Origin of the sequence: Priestia sp. TRN 1309 (genome assembly GCF_050846875.1) — a bacterium.
In the GTDB taxonomy this organism is placed as follows: Bacteria; Bacillota; Bacilli; order Bacillales; family Bacillaceae_H; genus Priestia; species Priestia zanthoxyli.
The window spans coordinates 339217-358861 of the sequence record NZ_JBOZGM010000004.1 but is presented as its reverse complement, the minus strand read 5'-3'; the positions used below and the strand labels follow the sequence as shown (position 1 = coordinate 358861).

Here is a 19645-nt window from a genome sequence, read left to right as displayed (position 1 = left end):
TTTTTATTTCTTAATATAATCCTATCTGACAAAAAACAGCCTGTTTCAAGTACACCAAAAACATACATTTATGATACATAGATTTTGAGATCATCTCTGGAACATTTCTACCCGTATTAGGGACGTAATAGAGGGAGAGTGTGTAAAGAGGTTACCCCTTACTTAACTCAGTTATATAAACAAACAATACTCATATACATTTATTGAATGGCTTTTTTAAACTTGGTGCGGAATAAAACGTAAATAGATAAAGAGTACATAGGAGGAGAAAACATGTTTGTTCATATAGTTCAGCCTGGTGATACGTTATCTTCAATAAGCAGAAGATATGGTTATTCCGTTGCACAGCTTAGGAGCGTGAATGGGTTAGAAGAAGCAAATATTGTTCCAGGTCAAGCCTTGCTCATAGCCCTATATGTATACACAGTTCAACCTGGTGATACGATGAAAGGTATTGCTAAAAAAGCGTACGTGTCCTTGGAGCAATTGAAAAGGGCCAATCCTTCAGTCTCGTATAACTACTTGCAAGTCGGAATGAAAATAAACATTCCTAACATATCAGACTATATTGCAGGGACACTAGAATATTATGCCGTTCGAAACCCAGAAGCAGATCGCGAGTTAATCAGTGATTTTGCAACGTATTCCTCTTCCATTTCTATCTTTGAATATCATTTTGGCAGCAATGGAGATATTATAAATAATTTAAACGATTTAGTAGCGATTGAAACGACTTGGAAAAACCGAGTTACACCGTTAGTTACGATTACTAATCTAACTTCTGAAGGATTTAGTTCTGATCTTGCCCATCAAGTTTTAAATAATCCTCCGGCACGAAAAAATCTTGTCGATAATATCTTTGATTTAGTATCTAGAAAAGGATACGGAGGGGTAAATATTGATTTTGAACGTGTGAAGACCGAAGACAGAGACCTTTTTACCGGATTTTTACGTCAACTGAGTGAACGTTTAAAACCTGCAGACTATGTGCTGACAATAGCGGTTCCAGCCAAGACAAGCGAAGATATCCCTTGGTTAAAAGGATATGATTACGGAGGAATAGGTGCGGTTGTTAACTTTATGTTCATAATGGCATATGACTGGCACCATGCAGGCAGCGACCCTGGTCCTGTTGCACCTATTACTGAAGTAAAGAGAACAGTAGAATTTGCGATAAAAAGTGTTCCGCGAAGAAAACTCATCATTGGCGTTCCTTTGTATGGATATAACTGGTCAATTCCTTACAGGCCTGGGACAGTAGCATCTGCTATATCAAATCAAAATGCGATTAAAACAGCGATGAGATATCAGTCGCCCATCCAATATTCAAAGGAGTACAAATCCCCATTTTTTCGATATAAAGATCAAGCGGGGCAGATGCATGAAGTATGGTTTGAAGATGTAAGAAGCATGAGTGAAAAAATGGTGTTAGTTCGTCAATTCGGCTTGCAAGCAATAGGAGCTTGGCAATTAACACTTGGATTTACGCCAGGGCCTTGGCTTTTAAAGAAATTTTTCACTATTAGAACGGTATAAATAGCAGCAGTCATTATGGATCAATCCAGAAAATTTCATGTATAGTAAATTATAAGAGGGTGGGGGGTTCTTCTATGGCAAAAAGGATAGATGTCTCAATAAAGCAGCATCAATTAAAACTATATGATGGAGCTAAATTAGTAAAGACATATCCTATTGCTGTAGGGAAAATGATTACTCCAACTCCAACTGGAAAATTTAAAATCATTAATAAAGATACTACTCCTCCAGCTGTATTTGGCCCCTTATGGATGGGACTGTCAAAGCCTACATATGGAATACACGGGACCAATGATCCAGCTTCTATTGGCAGAGATATGTCACATGGATGTGTCAGAATGGATAATGAAGATATTCTAGAACTTTCCTCTGCAGTTCCTATTGGAACGCCGGTTTATATACATAAATAATAGTTTAAGAAGAGCACGACTGTTTACATTTAGTTAATTGTCGAGATCGAGGGTATCAAAGTTTAAGGATATGCTATACAATCATGGGCTTTTTGTACGAAAACAAAAAAGTACCCCGGTTAACAGAGGTACTTTTAGTATTTTAACTTATTTTGATGCTGGAGACGTAGTAACTTCTGGAGACGTTACTTTGTCATAAAAATCTACGAATTTGTCACGATCCTCGCTATCACGGTAAGCCATAGCAACACGTGGATGTTCATTCAGCACACCAGAAATCATGTAAGGAATGATATAGCCCCATTCCCACTTTTGACGCATTTCAAGCATATGCTTTTCAATTACGCCAAGAATCGGCTTCATCTCATAGCTTGGTTTTGGTATGTAGCTAACAAGCAGCTCTGTGTTACAGTTACCAGCTGCACGGCCCATACCATAAACAGATGAATCAAGGAATGTAACGCCATTACGCATCGCAGTTAATGTATTAGCAAAAGCTAGTTGCATGTTGTTATGGGTATGGATCCCAAGCTGTTTGCTAGGAATCATGGCTTGGAACTTTTTCACTTGATGCTCGATATCGGCAGGGTCTAGGCTTCCAAAGGAGTCAACAATATATACAACATCTACTGGGCTTTTCTTTACCATTTCAAATGCTTCAATAAGCTGATTTTCCGGTACGCTAGATAGTGCCATGATGTTAAGTGAAGTTTCATAGCCTAAATCGTGAAATATTTTTATAAGCTCTAAGCCTTTATCTACTTCGCGAATATAGCATGCCACTCGAATCATATCTAACATACTTTGTTCACGCGGCAAGATGTCATTTGGATCTACACGCCCAATATCTACTAAGGCAGATAGCTTCGTGAACTTTTTCTCAGGAATAATTTCTTTGAGAAAGTTATCGTCAAGAAATCTCCATGGGTTGGGCTCAGTTGCTTGAAGAAGCTTAGGTGAATTTTTATAACCGATCTCCATGTATTCAACGCCGGCTGCGCTTAGGCCGTTATATAAGTCTTGCACAAATTCAACGCTAAAATCCCAATTATTAATTAAACCTCCGTCACGAATGGTACAGTCTATAATTTTGCTATTATGTCCCATGGTAGTTGTTTCCTCCTATGTATTCTATTTATATAAATACTGTTTTAAACTTTATCGCTTTTATGCTTTTAAGTGCTAAACTCTCCTATTGTGTTTATACCATGACTGATTCAGAGGCGTCAATGTATTTTCTAAATGTTTCTCTGCTTTACTGTATTTCATGGTAGGAGATGCTTCGGATTTTTATCCGCTTGATGCTCTTAAAACAACACCAAGTTCAGCACTACAACCCCTAGTATATACAAACACACCCTTTATTACATCACTACTTACTGCAATAAAGGGTGTTTTTTAATTGAAACCGTTTATTAAGGAGAGGAACTGCCATTAGTATCTAATATAGGTTTAGATTTCTCTATAATTAATCCATAAATTTGGAAAGATATTTAAAACCTGAGAAATAAAAGACTTTTTTCACATTAACAGTTGTATACGAAGTATTAGCTGTTACTTAATCATTTTAATTTACTGGTCTTTACATCGTCCAAAACGTAAGAAATGATAAGAGTATAGAGATAATAAACATCGCAATCAACGGCTTTAATGCTTTTGTTCGAAGAGCCTTCATACTTACATTTAACCCTAAGCCGACCATAGCCATTGTTAAAAGAAACGTGGTTAGAGTTGAAATATCATTCATGATCGTTTTAGGTATGATAAGGTGCTTACCAACAACATAACTCCCAAAAATACTCATGATGATAAAACCTATTAAAAACCAAGGAAATTCAATCTTCGTATCCTTTTCCATTTTTCCTGTTCGCTTCATCCAGTACATTAAGATAAAGCTTAATGGCACAAGTAAAAGCACTCTGCCTAACTTAGCCAACAGGCCAATAGCTAGGGCGTCGCGTCCAGCCGGTGCTGCAGCTAGAGCTACATGGGCAATTTCATGGAGACCAACGCCTGACCAAATTCCATATTGGATATTCGTTAAATGTATATAAGGTCTTAAAATGGTATATCCAATGGCAAATAGAGTTCCCACTAAAGCGATAACACCAGCTCCAATAGCTGTATCTTCTTCTTTTGCTTTTACAATCGGAGAAACAGCTGCAATAGCTGCCGCACCGCATATTCCTGTTCCTATTCCTAAAAGAAGAGATAAACCACGATCAGCCTTCATCCATTTGGCTAGAAGAATTGTTAAAACAATCGCAAATACAGCCGTTCCCACATCGCGAAGTAGCAGTCCTAGCCCTTGATGAATAACAACATCAATATTAAGCTTTAGTCCATATAAAACAATCGCATAACGTAACAGCTTTTTAGAAGAAAATTCAATTCCAGACCTTATTTTTTCAGGGTATCCCCAAATTTGACGATAAATGACTGCCATTATAATTGAACAGGCTAGTGGACCGATATGATTAAATCCCGGGACTTTTGCTAATCCATAAGCAAGTAAAGCAAAAAGAAAAGTAAAAGCAATTCCTCCAGCCCATAAAGAAATATTAAATGACGTCCGGGTATTTGTTCGTAAGAATACAGTCCGCTTTTGGGCTTTATTTATATTTATCATACATTTCATCTCCAATATGAATTCTTATCAAGCGCGGCTTCACACAAGAAGTGTATGATTTAACTATAAAAGACACTTTATTATTAGTAAAATACAGATAAATCATTATTAAGATTAAAAATATTAATAAATGAAACAAAAAAAGAGCAAGTTGATCTCCAGAGTTACTGAAAATCAATTTGCTCCTTTTGTATGTTTTTATCGTTTAATTCTTTAAAAAATCATTCATACAAAAACATATGTGCTTATGAGAGAGATACAGTCTTACTAGTTGCTAAGCCTTTTTTACGTCTATACCATAGCAGGATCAAACTGCCTAGCACGCAAAGGAAAGAAACGAGCTGAGCTATTCTGATATGAGAAGTTAGCATTAAGCTATCTGTACGCAATCCCTCTATAAAAAATCGTCCTATCGAATACCATAGTAGGTAAGTAAGAAAGACTTCGCCTCTTTTTAACAAAGATTTTCTTAGTACGATCAAGACAAGAACACCTATTATGTTCCAAAGGGATTCATAAAGGAATGTAGGATGATAATAAGTTCCATTGATATACATTTGATTAATAATAAAATCAGGTAAATGTAAAGTTTCTAAAAACTGACGTGTAACAGGTCCGCCATGTGCTTCTTGATTCATAAAGTTTCCCCACCGGCCAATAGCTTGGCCTAATAATAAGCTAGGAGCTAAAACATCAGCCATTTTCCAAAAAGAAAGATTCTTTTTTCTGCAAAACCATATAGCTGTTAATACAGATCCAATAATTCCACCGTGAATAGCTATGCCTCCATGCCAAATTGCTATAATTTCGCCTGGGTGGTCTTTATAGTAACTCCATTCAAAAAGTACGTAGTAAATTCGAGCAGTAACGATAGCAATGGGTAGTGCTAGCAGAAGTAAATCAGAGATGGTTTCTGAAGAGATACCTCGTTTCTTTCCTTCTTTCGAGGCTAACAAAAAGCCTAAAAAAGCTCCTATCCCTATAATAATTCCATACCAATGGACCTCAAGTGGACCAAGGTGGAAGGCGATAGGGTTTAAAGGTTGTGTGTGTTGGTTCATGTTTTTTCTCCTTTACTTCGTATCGGTTTTCTTACATTTTTTAGAGTGATATTAAATTAGAGTGCCTTTTTAGTATATCTAATTAGATATAGAAAGGACAACTTTTGCTTACGAAAGGCCACTATTTCTTTGCCTGCTTTAGTGTAACAGAATAGTCAAAATTAAAATAAACAGTACATTGACTTAATTACCAAAATATACTATTATTTTAGACAATATATTGTCTAAAATGGAGGGTTAATATGGATATTTATAAAGATCTTTTTTTAATGCAGCAAACTTACGCTACCTTATTTTCTCTGGCAAATAAAGTCCAGGTGAAAGGAGATCAGTCTCTTGAGCTCTTAACATCAAGACAGCATATGGCGATGGTGGCAATTGCTCATTTACCTGAAGATGAAACAACGTTAAATAATATTGCTAGAAAATTAGGAACCACAAAACAAAGCGTCAAGCAGTTAATTACCATTATGGAAAAGAAGGGGTATGTTGACGTGGTTCCTAGCAGTAAAGATAAACGTGCAGTTAACGTAAAAATCACCAAAGAGGGAAAAGAAGCGCTGCTTGTTGTTTCAGAAAAAGGAATTTTCTTTTTGGAAGACCTTTTTAAAAAGTTTTCAACCGAAGAGTTGGAAATAATGTGGAAGCTTTTAAAGAAACTTTATAGCTTTGACGGGGAAGGACATGATGGATTTGAAGAAGAAGGCAACATCAAAATGGATGAAGATCACAATGAATTACAGTTGAGAGTGATAAGGGAGCTTGAAAGTCGAAGAGTTCAAGCAATTGATAATATAAAAAAGAACTTATAAAAATAAATTTGATAGGCTACTTTACTTTGAAGCATATCAATCCTTTTAATGATTTTCGAAATAAAGGATAAGGGAGAGCACTCATTATGTTTGAAATCAGTGATGAAACAGTACGATTAATTAACAAGACCTGTAGAGGAAAAAAGAATTTGAAATTAACCGTTGGCTATTTAACGGACAACCAATATGTTATCAAAATTTATAATGAAAGCGGTGAAATTGACTCATCCAAAAAATATCATTATGAAATTGGTTCTATTACTAAGACTTTCACTATATCGCTGCTATCAAAATACATATCTGAAAACAAGTTGACACTAAACGATTCTATACGAAAGTACATAAAAGAACTTAAGGAAGACACGTATTATCCTACATTGCTCCGCCTCGCTACTCACTCTTCTGGATATTCGGGAAGCTTACCTTTAAATAAACGGGAATATTTTAAAATAATTTTTAATTTGATTTTTGGCGGAAGTGATTTGAATAAAAATAATCCGTTACATATGGATTTTAACAAAATGAAGATGCTGATCGAAAAAAGTAAATTAAAAGAAGTAGATTATTCATGGAAGTATTCCAATTTCGGTATATCCCTTATTGGATACGTGTTGGGAATGATATCGGGCAAGGGGTATTGGGATACTATGAATGACTTTCTTCTTAATGAGCTTGGACTAAAGGATACTTGTTTAGGCGCTTCAAACGATAATCTACATGGCTATGACCGCAAAAATAATGATTGTGGCAACTGGCAGTGGGACAAGGGGAATTTTATATCACCTGCGGGCGCAGTATCCTCAACCGCTGATGATTTACTTAAATACGCAAAAATAAATATGGATGAAGATAAACCATATCTGTCTTTTTGTCATGAAAAATACGCCAATGGAACAAAGAAGTTTGATATGGGTCTTGGATGGTTGCTTTTAAAGAAAAACAATAATGTGATATTGCACGGCGGTGGAACAGGATGCTTCAGCTCATTTTTAGGGATTGATAAAGAAAAGAAAGTTGCTTCCGTCGTTTTAGCTAATTATAGACTAAGTAGAAATAAGGATGAACATATAGGAATGTCTTTATTAGAAAGCCTCCAACATTCAAAAGATATATAAGGATGGAAGACAATTTGAAAGGCTGTCGCCGAATATGACCGACCTTCAAGAAGCATAGAATATGCTTCTTTTTTTGAGGAAACCGTGCTATTATCATTAAGGTTTGTAAGGAACAGAAGATTTTTGTCTTTCCGTACATTTTTTTGGTATAGTGTTAGAAATAAGGAGTGGGTAAGTTGGTTTTCACTGAATTTTTCCAGCAGTTTCCCGTAAAGGTTTTAACGGTAGGGCTGCTGATTGTACTTATCGTTTATTTTATTCGCAAATTCATTAAGCTTTTCTTTGATAAAACGAGCTTTTTAGATGAAAAAAGAGAAGAGACGCTCATGCACTTTTCTAATCAGGTCACAAGAGTATTGGGGCTGGCTTTTTTCTTTATTTATGTGCTTAGCCATTTCTTTGACTTCGGAAAGATTCTCACTAGTTCGGTAGTGTTAGCCAGTGCCCTGGCAATAATCCTCCAGCATATCATCCGTGATTATATAATGGGACTGACTTACTTGTTTGAACGCCAGATCCACCACGGAGATTATGTTATTCTCAACGGAAACCGTCAAGGGAAAATAGAAGAAATTACGATGCGCTACTTAAAGATTCGTCAATATGACGGCTACCTCTATACCGTCTCATATAGCAATATCACGGAACTTCAGAACGGAACCCGAGGAAGACGCCGGGTAAATGAAAGTCTTATTCTCAACTATAGGCAAAACCCGGACGATGCCTTCAAAGTAATGGAGCAAGTAGCACAAATATGTAACAACAAATATGGTCAATATTTGTTGAAAGATGTGGATGGAATTCCTATAGAGAGCTTTCAATTCAATCAAATTACTGAACTGAACGTAGGTTTTAAAGGTCACCAATATTCATTATCAGGCCTTGTGAAGGAAGCTGATTTTGTAGAAGCGAGCCAAAAGGTGCGATATGAACTCGCAATGGCTGCCTACAAAAATGACCTTATGATGGCTGAAAGCTTCGAGACAAGCCATTAAAAATAAAACTCGTACCTTGTTTATATACAAGCTTTTATATTTAAGATACAAACACCCTTTTGATTTTTCAAAAGGGTGTTTTTTATTTTTAAAAATATCTATTAAGTACTTCTCCAGTACAGATTAATTATCTGAAAAAGAACAAATTAATTAGTACATCTAAACTATTCTTCTAGTGACATGGTAAAATTAAACATGGAACGTAAAAAGGTAAAGGGGGATTAACTATGGCGCAAAAATCTAATTATACAAAAATCAACTCCGAAATGTGGGATGAATGGGCTTCAGCTGGAGGAGAATGGTCATTAGCTATTAATCATCAAGATTTTGCAGATGCAACTCAAGGTAATTTTGATATCTACTTGACACCTTGTAAGCCTGTTCCGCATAACTGGTTTATTCCATTTAAAAAAGCAAAAATATTGGGACTTGCTAGCGGAGGAGGACAGCAGTGCCCAGTCTTTGCAGCGCAACATGCGGAAGTTACGGTTTTTGACTACTCTGATAAGCAATTAGAATTAGAAAAAATGGTGTCCACTAGAGAAGGCTATTCTATTGACTTAGTTAAAGGGGATATGAGTAAGACATTTCCATTTGAAGATGAGACGTTCGATATGATTTTTAACCCTGTATCAAACTGCTATATTCAAGATGTTGAACACGTTTGGCAAGAATGTTTTAGAGTTCTAAAAAAAGGTGGCGTTCTGCTATCTGGCTTTGCAAATCCTGCTCTTTATTTATTTGGAGAAGATGAGAATGCATTACAAGTGGTTAATAAATTACCTTATGATGGAACTAAAAACACCGTAGAAAATGATGAAGAACTTATAAAAAATGGCGGTGTACAGTTTAGCCATTCATTAGAAACTCAAATTGGCGGACAGCTAAAAGCTGGATTCACCTTACAAGATCTTTATGAAGATCATCACCACAAGGGAGAAATCACTGAATATATGCCTTGTTATATTGCGACTAAATCTATTAAATAATAGTTGACTATCATATTGAATGAGCTACCTCAACTTTTTCCAATTAGGCGATACCGTAGATTATGATGGTATTACGTATGGAGTCTGGATATTTGAAGAAGGAACATTTATTAATGAAGGTGACGGAGGTTATGATAACTGGGCCTTTAGAGGCTGGTTTGAACGCACAGGAGATGACGAAAAAACAGTCAATTTTCATAGACCTTAATTAAAAATAGAGATGAAGATAATACAAGATTCCCATCAGGGAAGATCGTATAGAGCCTTTACCGTCATGGTAAAGGCTCTTCTTAATATTTGAAAGCCTGAGACCGGATGTTTATAAGCATGCAGAATAGAAATTTGTATATCATCTACAGCTTAGCTTAAAAAGAGAAAAACTCCTGTTGCGTCTGAACAGGAGTTTTTCTCTTTGCATTAACAGAAGCCTGATCTCATTCTTTCTTCTCTTTTAGTGAGCAGGAAACTTATACTAATTCAACCTTAGTTTTTACTTTTGGTTTGTAAATATTCTTTTTGAAACATACACATTCTTATAGCGTTATGATAGCTTCCATCGACAAAAAATTCATCTTTTAACTCACCTTCAATAGAAAAACCGACCTTCTTATAGATATGAATTGCTTTTTCGTTTTCCTTGTCTACAATTAAGTAAAGTTTATGCATATTCAATACCGAAAAGGCATAATTCATTGCTAGATTTGTGGCAACCATGGCGTAACCATGACCTTGATATGTAGGGTCAATGATAATTTGAAACTCTGCTCTACGATGAATATAATCAATTTCGACCAATTCCACTAATCCAAGCATATCCCCGTCCTTTTCTAGTATGAACCGACGCTCACCTTGATCGTGAATATGTTTATCATATAAGTCCTGTAGCTCTACAAAAGCTTCATAAGGCTCTTCAAACCAATAAGACATAATATTTGCATCATTATTGAGTTCATGGACAAATTTTAAATCTTCTCTTTCCAAAGGACGTAACCTAAGTTCCTTATTCATTTCTCAAACCTCCATATTCTAGCACTACTTTAGCACTTTCCGTTTTAAATGTAAAAGTTGCTGTAGTTTAAAAAAATAACAAGACATAGTGCGATGTTTTACATACTTATTAAAAGAGCCATAGTATAATTTAAACATCTTGTAAGTGAAACTCATTAACTTTAAGGAGTATCTTATGAAAAAAGCAGTTGGTATTTTTCTTATTTTACTGTGTTGTATAAACCAAAGGGTTGAGGCAGCTAATCAGCCTTCAGTAGAACCTATACATCATGAGATCTACGTTTCTCCTACAGGGGACGACAAAAACTTAGGTACTAAAAGCAAACCTTTTAGAACATTAAGGAAGGCAAGTGAAGCAGCTCAACCCGGAACTACGGTTTACATCAGAGGTGGTATTTATTACGAATAATTAATTATTAGCCGTTCAGGTACTAAACAAGAGCCTATTATTTTCATGAACTATAAAAGTGAAAAGCCCCCTTATTAGTGGAGAAAAAATAAAGCAGTCTACACAAATAGACTGCTTCTTGATTAATTATTTACCTGTTTCGGCAAAACGCTGAATACGCTCACCAATTTCATCACGGACACGTTGAAAGAACGCCCATTTCTCTTCATCTGTTCCTTCTGCTTTTGCAGGATCATCAAATCCCCAGTGTTCACGCTTCACATGAGGAGGTGTTACGGGGCAATGATCAGCTGCATGGCCACATAATGTAACCACTAAATCCGCATTATTTAAAATTTCAGGATCAATAATATCAGATGTTTGGTTTGAAATATCAACACCAGCTTCTTTCATTGCTTTTACAGCGTTAGGATTTAATCCATGAGCTTCTAATCCTGCACTGCGTACATCCCATTCATTGTTATTTAGATATTTTTTTGCCCATCCTTCAGCCATTTGGCTACGGCAAGAGTTACCTGTACATAAGAAATAAAGTGTTTTTTTAGACATGTGTAAAATCTCCTTTATGATGTGTTAAGAAATAATTGATAACCAAATATATAAACCAACAAGTGTAATAAACAATGTTGGGATGGTTAAGATAATACCTGTTTTAAAATAAGTTCCCCAAGAAATCTTAACTCCTTTTGTCGAGAGAACATGAAGCCATAAGAGCGTCGCTAGAGAGCCAATAGGTGTAATCTTTGGTCCTAGATCCGAACCAATGACATTTGCATAAATCAGAGCTTCTTTAATCGTACCTGTTGCAGAAGTTGCATCAATGGCCAAAGCATCAATCATCACGGTTGGCATGTTGTTCATAATCGATGAGAGAATGGCTGCAATAAATCCCATACCAATGGTTGCTGCAAATAATCCTTGATCAGCGGTTGTTTGAATAAGGCTTGCTAGTACTTCAGTTAGCCCCACATTGCGTAATCCATACACAACAACATACATACCAATGGAAAAGAAAACAATTGCCCATGGAGCTCCTGCTAACACTTTTTTTGTGTGAACAGCTGGGCTTTTTCTTGCTATTCCTAAGAATAAAATGGCAATAATACCTGCGATAATAGAAACTGGAACATTGAAGAACTCACCAATGAAGTAACCAAGAACTAAAATAAATAAAACGATTCCTGATAAACGGAACATTTTCATGTCTTTAATGGCCTCAACCGGTTTCTGTAAATCATCTAGATTGTATTTCTTCGGGATGCTTTTACGAAAATACAAATACAAGACAGTAATACTTGCCAAAAGTGAAAATAAATCTGGCACAATCATGCGTGAGGCAAATTCAGAAAAACGAATACCAAAGAAATCAGCTGATACAATGTTGACCAAGTTACTTACTACAAGAGGTAACGATGTTGTATCCGCAATGAATCCACTGGCGATAATAAAAGGAAAGACCATTTTATCTTCAAATTTGAGTGCCCGCACCATAGCAAGTACGATAGGTGTTAAAATTAAGGCTGCCCCATCATTAGCGAATAATGCGGCTACTACAGCTCCTAGGAGGGATACATATACAAACATGCGAACGCCATTACCTCCTGCAGCTCGTGCCATATGTAACGCTGCCCACTCAAAAAATCCAATTTCATCTAAAATTAAAGAAATAATAATAACTGCAATAAACGTTAACGTTGCGTTCCATACAATTTGAGTTACATCCAGCACGTCATGGAAATCAACCACACCTGCTAAAAGAGCTATTACTGCGCCTCCACACGCTGACCAACCAATAGACAAGTTCTTTGGCTGCCAAATGACAAAAATCAATGTCACTAAGAAGATGAGGGAGGCTACTATAACTGATACCACTTTACAAACCTCCTACTATTAGCAACAACTAATGCGTAATCCTTGCTTTTCTAGTTCTTTTAATCGTCCATCTTCGCTTGGTAAAGATTCAAGTATATTAAGGACAAACTGATAATAGCCGTTTTCTTTATTTAATGAATAGAAAATCCAATGTCCTTGTCGTCTTTCCTTTACAAGTTCGATATCTCTTAATTTACGCAAGTGTTGGCTAATAGCCGGTTGACTTGCTTTATAAATTTCAACTAGCTCACAAACACAGCACTCGTTATTTTGGAGCAGTTTCATCATAGATAATCTTGTCTTATCGCCAAGCAGCTTCAGTATCTGTGCTGCTTTCTCCATTTCTATTTGTACTTTTACATCCAATCCAACTCACCTCCTTATTTCCAAATATAATTATATAAGTATTTTATTATACATTCAACAAAAATATACACTACTATTAAACAAAAAAATTTGATTAATGTCTTGATTTATCTAAATTTTCCAGATATGATGAATACATCAAAAAAAATTGATTTATAAAAGTGAGGGGAAAAGCAGTGAGAGTCAACAACTCTGGAAACTTATCGGTTACGTACTTTCGAGCCTATTTTCATTTAGTTATGAACACTCAAGGGATGAACTATAAGGAAGCACAAAGTCTAATCTTTCAGCGTTTTTTTCATCAAGATCCTACGTTAAGAGGGGAAACTACATACAGTAACTTTAAAAAAGCTGCCGAGAGCTTCGAACTTTAAATCAAAAAAAATTGATGAAGGAGAATGACAATGGAAACAGTCAAGGAAGGAAAGCACCCATTTAAACAGTACGAACAAAAATTTAAAGCTCTTGCTGATCAAAAGAGATTAGAAATTATGTATGAGCTCTGCCAGCGAGGACAGACATGCGTATGTGATCTAACTGAATTCTTTGGGATGTCTCAATCTAAACTTTCCTACCACTTAAAGATTTTATTAGAAGCAAACCTCATCACAAAAGAAACAAAAGGGACATGGAGTTATTATGATTTAAATGATAAAGAGGTGAACCACCTCTTATCAGAAGAACTATGCTGCTTGTTTAGAAAAGATACAAGTAAAAGCGGCCCATGCTCTTAATTTACTACATTCCAAATAATATTATTTAGCATGCGAAGGAGGAAGTGTAAATGAAATATGTTCATGTAGGAATTAATGTAACGAATCTAGAGGCGTCCATTAAGTTTTATCAAAAGGTATTTGGCGTTCAACCTGTGAAAACGAAAATAGATTATGCTAAATTCTTGTTAGATGAACCCGGATTAAATTTCACCTTGAACGTACGTGACGATGTAAAAGGTAATCAAGTGAATCATTTCGGCTTCCAAGTAGAAACTCCTGAGGAGATTCATTCTCATAAATCACGACTAGAAAAAGAGGGGTTCTTTGCTCGTGAAGAAATAGATACGACCTGCTGCTATGCTGTGCAAGATAAGTTTTGGGTAACAGATCCTGACGGGAACGAGTGGGAGTTTTTTTATACGAAATCTGATAGTGAGGTTCATAAGACTGAGGATAGCGTTGGAGTGAATGAAAAGTCACCTGCAAGCAACTCATGTTGCTGATGCTTAAATGACAAAAAAGACAGGAAGAAGTAGACTCTTTCTGTCTTTTTTATTTAGCATAAAATCGATTATGTTTAGCGGAGTTTTCTTGCTAAGACAGCTAACTGTAAACAAGAAAATTTCGTGATGCACGTCCTTTAACTCGACTAAGCAGTTATTTTGTTTCTGTATGAGAAACATTCCAAGGGTCAACAAACATCATTCTTGCTTCTTTAATTGAATCTCTCTTACCTTTTGACGAAGATGATCTGGCCACCACGCTCCACAATCATCGGATACAATGCAAGCAGCGCATATTTTGAAATCATAAACCATCATCTCCTTGATTGGGGGAGAGTAGAGATGAAGAGTGACCAGACCCCTGCCTTCCGCACTCTTCATCTTGTGCACACCTTTCTTGGGTGCAAAAAAAAGCTTTCCTTTTCCCTGATGCTGAGAAAACAGCTCTTCTGGCATTTGGTTTTCTTTAACTTCGTAAACCGTATTTATAGTTGTACCATTTACTACTTGAATCCATCCATGCGAATGACCGTGATCGTGAGGAGCACACTCTATTTCTGACCAATTCATAACAAGTAATTCTACTTCGTCATTTTGGTAGAGAAGCTTTCTATAGTATGGCTTGTCTTTTGCCGACTGCAATAGTGGTTTTAAATCATTAAAGTTTATATCTAAAGCCAAAAGAGCCTCTCTCAGTTCCAATTTGGTAGGGGAGTCCAAGTTATCTAAAATATGCTTTACCTGTTCAATTAAGCTCATACACGCATTACCTCCTTATGAGCAGCACAAATTTTTGGGTTTTCTGCATAGCTACAATTTTTTGTTTCTCCACGGCAAGTACCTTAAAAAAGTTAGTAGTCTTCCATTGGCTACAATTACTCCCACTATAATTATGACTCCTCCTAATATACTGACGGGAATAATCTTTTCCCGTAACAGTAAAACAGCTGTTATCAATGTCGCTACTGGTTCTAAATAAAGGAACACAGATACCTGGGACGCCTCTAAAACCTCTAATGCCTTTGCCCAGTACCAATAGGCAACACCTGAAACGAATACACCGAGAAATAATAAATGAGCCCACTCCACGCTCGTTAAAAAAGGCATGATCTCCCATCCTTTATTTCTTACGAGAAAAGGAGTTGTTAGAGTAAATCCTATTAAACACATATAAAACGTAACAACAAGAGAGGGAAGTTGGATATCCAGCTTTTTTAATAGGACAGAATAGATTGCCCAGTTTAATGTACTTAAAATCATTAACAGGTAACCGATATTAACCGGAAGCTGAAGTGAATGCTGATTGCTAGAAGTGGTCACCAGTAGAACGCCAATAATAGCTACAATAATCCCTGATGCTTTTAATAACGTCATCTTTTCATGCAAAAAAAATACGGAGAGAATGACCGTAAATACAGGAGAAAACGAAATAATCCACCCTGCTGCAGAAGCATTTATTGTGAGAAGTGCTGTTGCCTGAATAACTTGATGAATGAATACTCCAAGGATACCTAACACAATCAAATGAGGAATATACTTAAGCGGAATGTTTAATGGATATCTCTTTAGCACTAATAATACCAATAAAAAAAGTGCCCCAATTCCAAAACGAAGAACAAGGAGTGTGTATGGATCTAGTTTATCTAAAACAGCTTTGGTAGAGACAAAGGAAATTCCCCAAAAACTAATAGACATTATTGCATAGAACGAGGCAGCAAATTTAACCTTTGACGCAATCATAGGATCAATTTTCCTTTCAACAATAAAGGTATCTTTTATTAACTAACATATGCCTTTTCGAAAGGAAAATGAAAAAAATCATGCCATTCTAAAAAAAATAGTAGAAACTTTAGTATTTGTATCGTTATCACTATTTCTTAATCTTCATTAAAATAGCTATAGATGTTATGTATAGAAAACTAAATTTGGGAGTTTATAGCCATGTATAGGCTAAATTCTAAAGAGTCTGTTACCAAAAATAAAAATGCCAACTCTCCTTAATTATTGAGACTCTTTTATTCCTTCTTCCTGCTTGCTTATATAAGCATTGCCCCATTTCTCTAAAGATTTAAGTATTGGGATAAAACTTTCTCCAAGCTCTGTTAAATAATATAAAACTCTTTTAGGGTTATCATTTGTTTCTTCTCTTTCTATTAATCCGTCTTTTTCCATATCGCGAAGCTGGAGTGTAAGGATGCGCTGAGTAATACCCGGTATTTCACGGCGCATTGCATTATAATACATAGGTGACTTTGATAACAAAGACAAAATAATGCCTTTCCATTTACCGCCCATAATGTGCATCGCTAATTCAATTGGACAGGCTTGCCTTACAGTTAACGTACAAGGGCCGTATTGATCGCTTTTAAACTCTGACATTTCCTCACCTCAATGGGGAGTAACAAATTTGTGCCTTCTTGTTACTCCTATTTTTTCTGATTACACTTATGATATCAAATAAATCAGAAGAAGGTGTATGAATTGGAATTTGTTCAAATCTCTGAACATGTTTATAGACTCACTTATGAAACCGTCGTTGGTATCCGAGTTAAGATCAATACATGGTACATAGTGGATGGTGAGGATGTTTATCTCATCGATACCGGAATGGAAGACTATGCATATGCGCAGTTGAATGCAGCAAAATCTTTAGGTATTCCCAAGAGTATCTTGCTGACACATGGCCATTTGGATCACATTAATGGTGCCAAGTATTTAAAAGATCATTTAAATATTCCTATTTACGCACACGAAATTGAAACGCCTTTTATCAATGGCGAAAAACCGTATCCAAACAAGGCAGAAAAAGAAACAACAGGCGTAGAACATCAAGTTGAAGGTTTAAGTGACAATATCATTAAAACGTTACCCGTAGACGTATATCTAACACCCGGCCATACCCCGGGACATGTCATATACCATCATAAAGATGACAATGTGCTGCTAACTGGAGACTTATTCTTTTCTAATACTGAATCCTTACATCCACCGATTCGAAAGTTCACAGTTGATATGGGTGAAAATATTTATAGCGGGCGAATTATAGATAAAATTAAACCCTCTATTATTTCTTCTTCACATGGCGAAGATGTCAAATACAGCAATGATTTATATTCTATTTATAAATTTATCTATGAATAAGAGGGAAAAACATGAAAATACAATTATTTCAAATGGAGATTATTGAAGGAGAAGTTAAGCAAAACGAAAACCGTATTGTATCCTTATTTGCAGAAAAGCTGGATATAGATACGGAAATTGTTGTAATACCTGAAATGTGGAATACGGGTTATGATTTAAAAAATGTAGCAGAAAAAGCAGACATTGATTTAAAGAGGGCTTTTCCATTTATCCAAAGTTTAGCAACTAAACATCGAGTGAATATCATTGCAGGTTCAGTTTCGAATAAAAGGAATGGAAATATTTATAATACAGCCTTTGCAGTATCAAAAACGGGCGAACTGCTCTATCAAAAAGATAAGATACATCTTGTGCCGATGTTAGATGAACATCATTATTTAACAGGTGGAGATGAAGTACCGGAAATATTCAAAATTAACGGTATCAAAACTAGTCAAATTATATGTTATGATTTACGTTTTCCAGAAATCACACGTTTTCCGGCTTCTCAAGGTGCAAAAATCATATTCTACGTTGCACAATGGACTACCAAAAATATAAATCATTGGAAAACACTATTGAGAGCAAGAGCTATAGAAAATGGTGTATACGTCATTGCATGTAACAGCGTGGGGAATGTGAATCATAAAAATCATGCCGGCAACACATACGCTGGACATTCAATGGTCATCGATCCAAATGGAAACATTATAAAAGAGGGGAGAGACAAAGAAGAAATCATAACAGCAGAAATTCATATACAGAAAGTTACAGAACAACAAAAAAACATCCCAATATTTGAGGGCCTGAGACCCAATGTTTATAAGCATGCGGAATAGAGATTTATATATTATTTATAGCGTAAAGGCCAGCACATGACTGTGTCTCATTGCTTTTCCATACTGAAAAGCACCCTTTTTCAGAATACTAGTATCAGTATGGAAAAGTTATATGTTTCTTACGTCAGGACTGAAAACTCTACATCTTTTCTTGATAATATTTCCGATAGACGTTAGGAGTTATATTTTCATATTTTTTAAATGTCTTGATGTAATATCCAGGATCATTAAAACCTAATTCATCGCTAATCTGTGCAATAGACAAATCCGTTTCTTCTAATAATTGCTTGGACCACTCTATTTTTTTGAGCGAAATAAAAACAGAAAAATTCATACCCGTTTCTTTGGTAAATATACGGCTGAAATAACCTGTGCTAATGTGACATAAATCAGCCATCTTTTGCTGAGATATTTTTTCTCTTTTATGTTTATAAATGTAGTCAAAGGCTGGCTGTAATACTTTGTTTTTACAAACTAAGTGATCGTTAATAGACGTTTTTACATAAGCATTAGTAACTGTGTTGGCTAATTCCTTTTTTATATTTTGAATATTATCTAGAGAATAACCGTAAGAAATATCTTCAGTAGAAACGTCTTCTTTTACTGGAGCCATCTTTTCATATACTTCTAAAATCAAATTTTTATTCATAGCTTCCTCTACAATGTAGTTACAAAGCCTATATAACATTTGAGCAGCTTCGTTAATTTCTGTATAGGATAGAGTAGGAATAGAATCATATAGACGCTGTATTTCCTCATTATTATTTAACTTCTGTTCAAATCCCTTTGATGGAACAGTAAGCATTTGTTCCAATTGAGGATGTTTGTCACCATCCTCAATTTTTACTTCTCCCGCCATGATAGCGCCTACATATTTATCATCAATTATAATGGGAATGGCAATATCGACAATATTCCAGTGGCATAAATAGATATAAGGAGCATTGGTTCTAACTGCCTCTAATCCTCCCCGCGCATCGCACTTTTCACAAAGTTTTGCCGTATCAGGATTTTTACGCATAGTCTCACAAAATGGACGTACACCACTGTGTTGAGAAATGGGCACTCCTTTATAGTTAACCGTAACAATCGCTAATTTTGTAACAAGCGCAAGTGAATCTTGAAGATTTCGCCATTTCTTTAAATCTAGTATTTTATCTAAATTCATGTAAGTAGTTTTCAATGATGTTTAATCTCCCTTGCTTCTACTTCCCGTGTGGTAGTTTGTATTACCTACTTGAGAATACCTTTATTTTATTCCTGAG

Annotated in this window: 22 protein-coding genes and 1 pseudogene; 12 read left to right on the top strand and 11 right to left on the bottom strand. The window is 35.7% G+C overall.

The features are described from left to right. Positions 1-273 precede the first annotated feature (273 nt). Together ACRPLQ_RS18050 and ACRPLQ_RS18045 are read left to right on the top strand one after the other, a co-directional pair. Positions 274-1536, top strand: a complete 1263-nt coding sequence (locus ACRPLQ_RS18050; RefSeq protein ID WP_165635771.1) for a glycosyl hydrolase family 18 protein — start codon at positions 274-276, stop codon at positions 1534-1536. Positions 1537-1610: 74 nt separating this feature from the next. Further along, positions 1611-1946, top strand: a complete 336-nt coding sequence (locus tag ACRPLQ_RS18045; protein WP_013056432.1) for a L,D-transpeptidase — start codon at positions 1611-1613, stop codon at positions 1944-1946. A 147-nt stretch (positions 1947-2093) separates the two neighbouring features. On the opposite strand, the gene ACRPLQ_RS18040 is transcribed toward ACRPLQ_RS18045, so the two are convergent. The 3 genes from ACRPLQ_RS18040 to lgt form a co-directional block, all read right to left on the bottom strand. After that, positions 2094-3053 carry an aldolase catalytic domain-containing protein gene (locus ACRPLQ_RS18040; protein ID WP_165635772.1) on the bottom strand — a complete coding sequence of 320 codons (960 nt, stop codon included), beginning with the start codon at positions 3051-3053 and terminating at the stop codon, positions 2094-2096. 475 nt (positions 3054-3528) lie between these two features. Beyond that, the gene (locus ACRPLQ_RS18035) at positions 3529-4575 is read right to left on the bottom strand and encodes a YeiH family protein (RefSeq protein WP_432236199.1); all 1047 of its coding nucleotides are present in this window, start codon (positions 4573-4575) and stop codon (positions 3529-3531) included. A gap of 245 nt (positions 4576-4820) precedes the next feature. Further along, positions 4821-5636: a prolipoprotein diacylglyceryl transferase gene (gene lgt, locus ACRPLQ_RS18030; RefSeq protein WP_098627278.1), complete on the bottom strand. Its 816-nt coding sequence runs from the start codon at positions 5634-5636 to the stop codon at positions 4821-4823. 242 nt (positions 5637-5878) lie between these two features. Here lgt and ACRPLQ_RS18025 point away from each other — a divergent pair, with 242 nt between their 5' ends. The 5 genes and pseudogenes from ACRPLQ_RS18025 to ACRPLQ_RS18005 all read left to right on the top strand — a co-directional run. Continuing rightward, a complete protein-coding gene (locus tag ACRPLQ_RS18025) occupies positions 5879-6448 on the top strand; it encodes a MarR family winged helix-turn-helix transcriptional regulator (protein ID WP_165635775.1) in 570 nt (189 codons plus the stop codon). Positions 6449-6534: 86 nt separating this feature from the next. After that, the gene (locus ACRPLQ_RS18020; protein ID WP_367077324.1) at positions 6535-7563 is read left to right on the top strand and encodes a serine hydrolase domain-containing protein; all 1029 of its coding nucleotides are present in this window, start codon (positions 6535-6537) and stop codon (positions 7561-7563) included. A gap of 176 nt (positions 7564-7739) precedes the next feature. Next, on the top strand, positions 7740-8558 hold the full coding sequence (locus tag ACRPLQ_RS18015) for a mechanosensitive ion channel family protein (protein WP_099330840.1): 819 nt from the start codon (positions 7740-7742) through the stop codon (positions 8556-8558). A gap of 227 nt (positions 8559-8785) precedes the next feature. Further along, a complete protein-coding gene (locus tag ACRPLQ_RS18010; RefSeq protein WP_154972796.1) occupies positions 8786-9547 on the top strand; it encodes a class I SAM-dependent methyltransferase in 762 nt (253 codons plus the stop codon). 25 nt (positions 9548-9572) lie between these two features. Further along, positions 9573-9755 (top strand): annotated as a pseudogene (locus ACRPLQ_RS18005) (stress protein); the annotation flags it as partial. A 275-nt stretch (positions 9756-10030) separates the two neighbouring features. Here ACRPLQ_RS18005 and speG read toward each other — a convergent pair. Then, positions 10031-10555, bottom strand: a complete 525-nt coding sequence (speG, locus tag ACRPLQ_RS18000) for a spermidine N1-acetyltransferase (protein ID WP_367078352.1) — start codon at positions 10553-10555, stop codon at positions 10031-10033. Between the two features lie 175 nt (positions 10556-10730). On the opposite strand from speG, the gene ACRPLQ_RS17995 reads away from it, so the two are divergent. Further along, positions 10731-10964: a DUF1565 domain-containing protein gene (locus ACRPLQ_RS17995; protein ID WP_224980019.1), complete on the top strand. Its 234-nt coding sequence runs from the start codon at positions 10731-10733 to the stop codon at positions 10962-10964. Positions 10965-11090: 126 nt separating this feature from the next. Here ACRPLQ_RS17995 and arsC read toward each other — a convergent pair whose 3' ends face one another. The 3 genes from arsC to ACRPLQ_RS17980 are packed head-to-tail and all read right to left on the bottom strand — an operon-like array spanning position 11091 to position 13202. Then, positions 11091-11513 (bottom strand): arsenate reductase (thioredoxin), encoded by a 423-nt coding sequence (gene arsC, locus ACRPLQ_RS17990; RefSeq protein WP_049163975.1) that lies wholly within the window; start codon positions 11511-11513, stop codon positions 11091-11093. Between the two features lie 24 nt (positions 11514-11537). Next, complete coding sequence (locus tag ACRPLQ_RS17985) at positions 11538-12836, bottom strand: arsenic transporter (protein WP_165635777.1); 1299 nt, start codon at positions 12834-12836, stop codon at positions 11538-11540. A gap of 18 nt (positions 12837-12854) precedes the next feature. Then, positions 12855-13202, bottom strand: a complete 348-nt coding sequence (locus ACRPLQ_RS17980) for an ArsR/SmtB family transcription factor (protein WP_014460639.1) — start codon at positions 13200-13202, stop codon at positions 12855-12857. A 404-nt stretch (positions 13203-13606) separates the two neighbouring features. On the opposite strand from ACRPLQ_RS17980, the gene ACRPLQ_RS17975 reads away from it, so the two are divergent. Together ACRPLQ_RS17975 and ACRPLQ_RS17970 are read left to right on the top strand one after the other, a co-directional pair. Continuing rightward, a complete protein-coding gene (locus ACRPLQ_RS17975) occupies positions 13607-13936 on the top strand; it encodes an ArsR/SmtB family transcription factor (RefSeq protein WP_033578631.1) in 330 nt (109 codons plus the stop codon). Between the two features lie 50 nt (positions 13937-13986). Further along, positions 13987-14421 carry an ArsI/CadI family heavy metal resistance metalloenzyme gene (locus tag ACRPLQ_RS17970; RefSeq protein ID WP_033578632.1) on the top strand — a complete coding sequence of 145 codons (435 nt, stop codon included), beginning with the start codon at positions 13987-13989 and terminating at the stop codon, positions 14419-14421. A 198-nt stretch (positions 14422-14619) separates the two neighbouring features. Here ACRPLQ_RS17970 and ACRPLQ_RS17965 read toward each other — a convergent pair whose 3' ends face one another. The 3 genes from ACRPLQ_RS17965 to ACRPLQ_RS17955 all read right to left on the bottom strand — a co-directional run bounded on the left by ACRPLQ_RS17965 (position 14620) and on the right by ACRPLQ_RS17955 (position 16800). Then, positions 14620-15180, bottom strand: a complete 561-nt coding sequence (locus ACRPLQ_RS17965; RefSeq protein WP_165635778.1) for a cysteine dioxygenase — start codon at positions 15178-15180, stop codon at positions 14620-14622. A 51-nt stretch (positions 15181-15231) separates the two neighbouring features. Further along, the gene (locus ACRPLQ_RS17960) at positions 15232-16161 is read right to left on the bottom strand and encodes a DMT family transporter (RefSeq protein ID WP_033578633.1); all 930 of its coding nucleotides are present in this window, start codon (positions 16159-16161) and stop codon (positions 15232-15234) included. A 261-nt stretch (positions 16162-16422) separates the two neighbouring features. Next, on the bottom strand, positions 16423-16800 hold the full coding sequence (locus tag ACRPLQ_RS17955) for a winged helix-turn-helix transcriptional regulator (protein ID WP_432236198.1): 378 nt from the start codon (positions 16798-16800) through the stop codon (positions 16423-16425). Between the two features lie 102 nt (positions 16801-16902). Here ACRPLQ_RS17955 and ACRPLQ_RS17950 point away from each other — a divergent pair, with 102 nt between their 5' ends. Further along, on the top strand, positions 16903-17562 hold the full coding sequence (locus ACRPLQ_RS17950; RefSeq protein WP_165635780.1) for an MBL fold metallo-hydrolase: 660 nt from the start codon (positions 16903-16905) through the stop codon (positions 17560-17562). Between the two features lie 11 nt (positions 17563-17573). After that, a complete protein-coding gene (locus ACRPLQ_RS17945) occupies positions 17574-18380 on the top strand; it encodes a carbon-nitrogen family hydrolase (RefSeq protein WP_165635781.1) in 807 nt (268 codons plus the stop codon). Between the two features lie 139 nt (positions 18381-18519). Here ACRPLQ_RS17945 and ACRPLQ_RS17940 read toward each other — a convergent pair whose 3' ends face one another. Continuing rightward, on the bottom strand, positions 18520-19563 hold the full coding sequence (locus ACRPLQ_RS17940) for a PocR ligand-binding domain-containing protein (protein WP_098999930.1): 1044 nt from the start codon (positions 19561-19563) through the stop codon (positions 18520-18522). Between the last annotated feature and the right edge of the window lie 82 nt (positions 19564-19645).

Excerpts from the sequence above, each read along its gene's own strand:
- ACRPLQ_RS18050 (WP_165635771.1), top strand. The coding sequence starts at position 274 with ATGTTTGTTCATATAGTTCAGCCTGGTGATACGTTATCTTCAATAAGC.
- ACRPLQ_RS18045 (WP_013056432.1), top strand. The coding sequence starts at position 1,611 with ATGGCAAAAAGGATAGATGTCTCAATAAAGCAGCATCAATTAAAACTA.
- ACRPLQ_RS18040 (WP_165635772.1), bottom strand. The coding sequence starts at position 3,053 with ATGGGACATAATAGCAAAATTATAGACTGTACCATTCGTGACGGAGGT.
- ACRPLQ_RS18035 (WP_432236199.1), bottom strand. The coding sequence starts at position 4,575 with ATGATAAATATAAATAAAGCCCAAAAGCGGACTGTATTCTTACGAACA.
- lgt (WP_098627278.1), bottom strand. The coding sequence starts at position 5,636 with ATGAACCAACACACACAACCTTTAAACCCTATCGCCTTCCACCTTGGT.
- ACRPLQ_RS18025 (WP_165635775.1), top strand. The coding sequence starts at position 5,879 with ATGGATATTTATAAAGATCTTTTTTTAATGCAGCAAACTTACGCTACC.
- ACRPLQ_RS18020 (WP_367077324.1), top strand. The coding sequence starts at position 6,535 with ATGTTTGAAATCAGTGATGAAACAGTACGATTAATTAACAAGACCTGT.
- ACRPLQ_RS18010 (WP_154972796.1), top strand. The coding sequence starts at position 8,786 with ATGGCGCAAAAATCTAATTATACAAAAATCAACTCCGAAATGTGGGAT.
- speG (WP_367078352.1), bottom strand. The coding sequence starts at position 10,555 with ATGAATAAGGAACTTAGGTTACGTCCTTTGGAAAGAGAAGATTTAAAA.
- ACRPLQ_RS17995 (WP_224980019.1), top strand. The coding sequence starts at position 10,731 with ATGAAAAAAGCAGTTGGTATTTTTCTTATTTTACTGTGTTGTATAAAC.
- arsC (WP_049163975.1), bottom strand. The coding sequence starts at position 11,513 with ATGTCTAAAAAAACACTTTATTTCTTATGTACAGGTAACTCTTGCCGT.
- ACRPLQ_RS17975 (WP_033578631.1), top strand. The coding sequence starts at position 13,607 with ATGGAAACAGTCAAGGAAGGAAAGCACCCATTTAAACAGTACGAACAA.
- ACRPLQ_RS17970 (WP_033578632.1), top strand. The coding sequence starts at position 13,987 with ATGAAATATGTTCATGTAGGAATTAATGTAACGAATCTAGAGGCGTCC.
- ACRPLQ_RS17965 (WP_165635778.1), bottom strand. The coding sequence starts at position 15,180 with ATGAGCTTAATTGAACAGGTAAAGCATATTTTAGATAACTTGGACTCC.
- ACRPLQ_RS17960 (WP_033578633.1), bottom strand. The coding sequence starts at position 16,161 with ATGATTGCGTCAAAGGTTAAATTTGCTGCCTCGTTCTATGCAATAATG.
- ACRPLQ_RS17955 (WP_432236198.1), bottom strand. The coding sequence starts at position 16,800 with ATGTCAGAGTTTAAAAGCGATCAATACGGCCCTTGTACGTTAACTGTA.
- ACRPLQ_RS17945 (WP_165635781.1), top strand. The coding sequence starts at position 17,574 with ATGAAAATACAATTATTTCAAATGGAGATTATTGAAGGAGAAGTTAAG.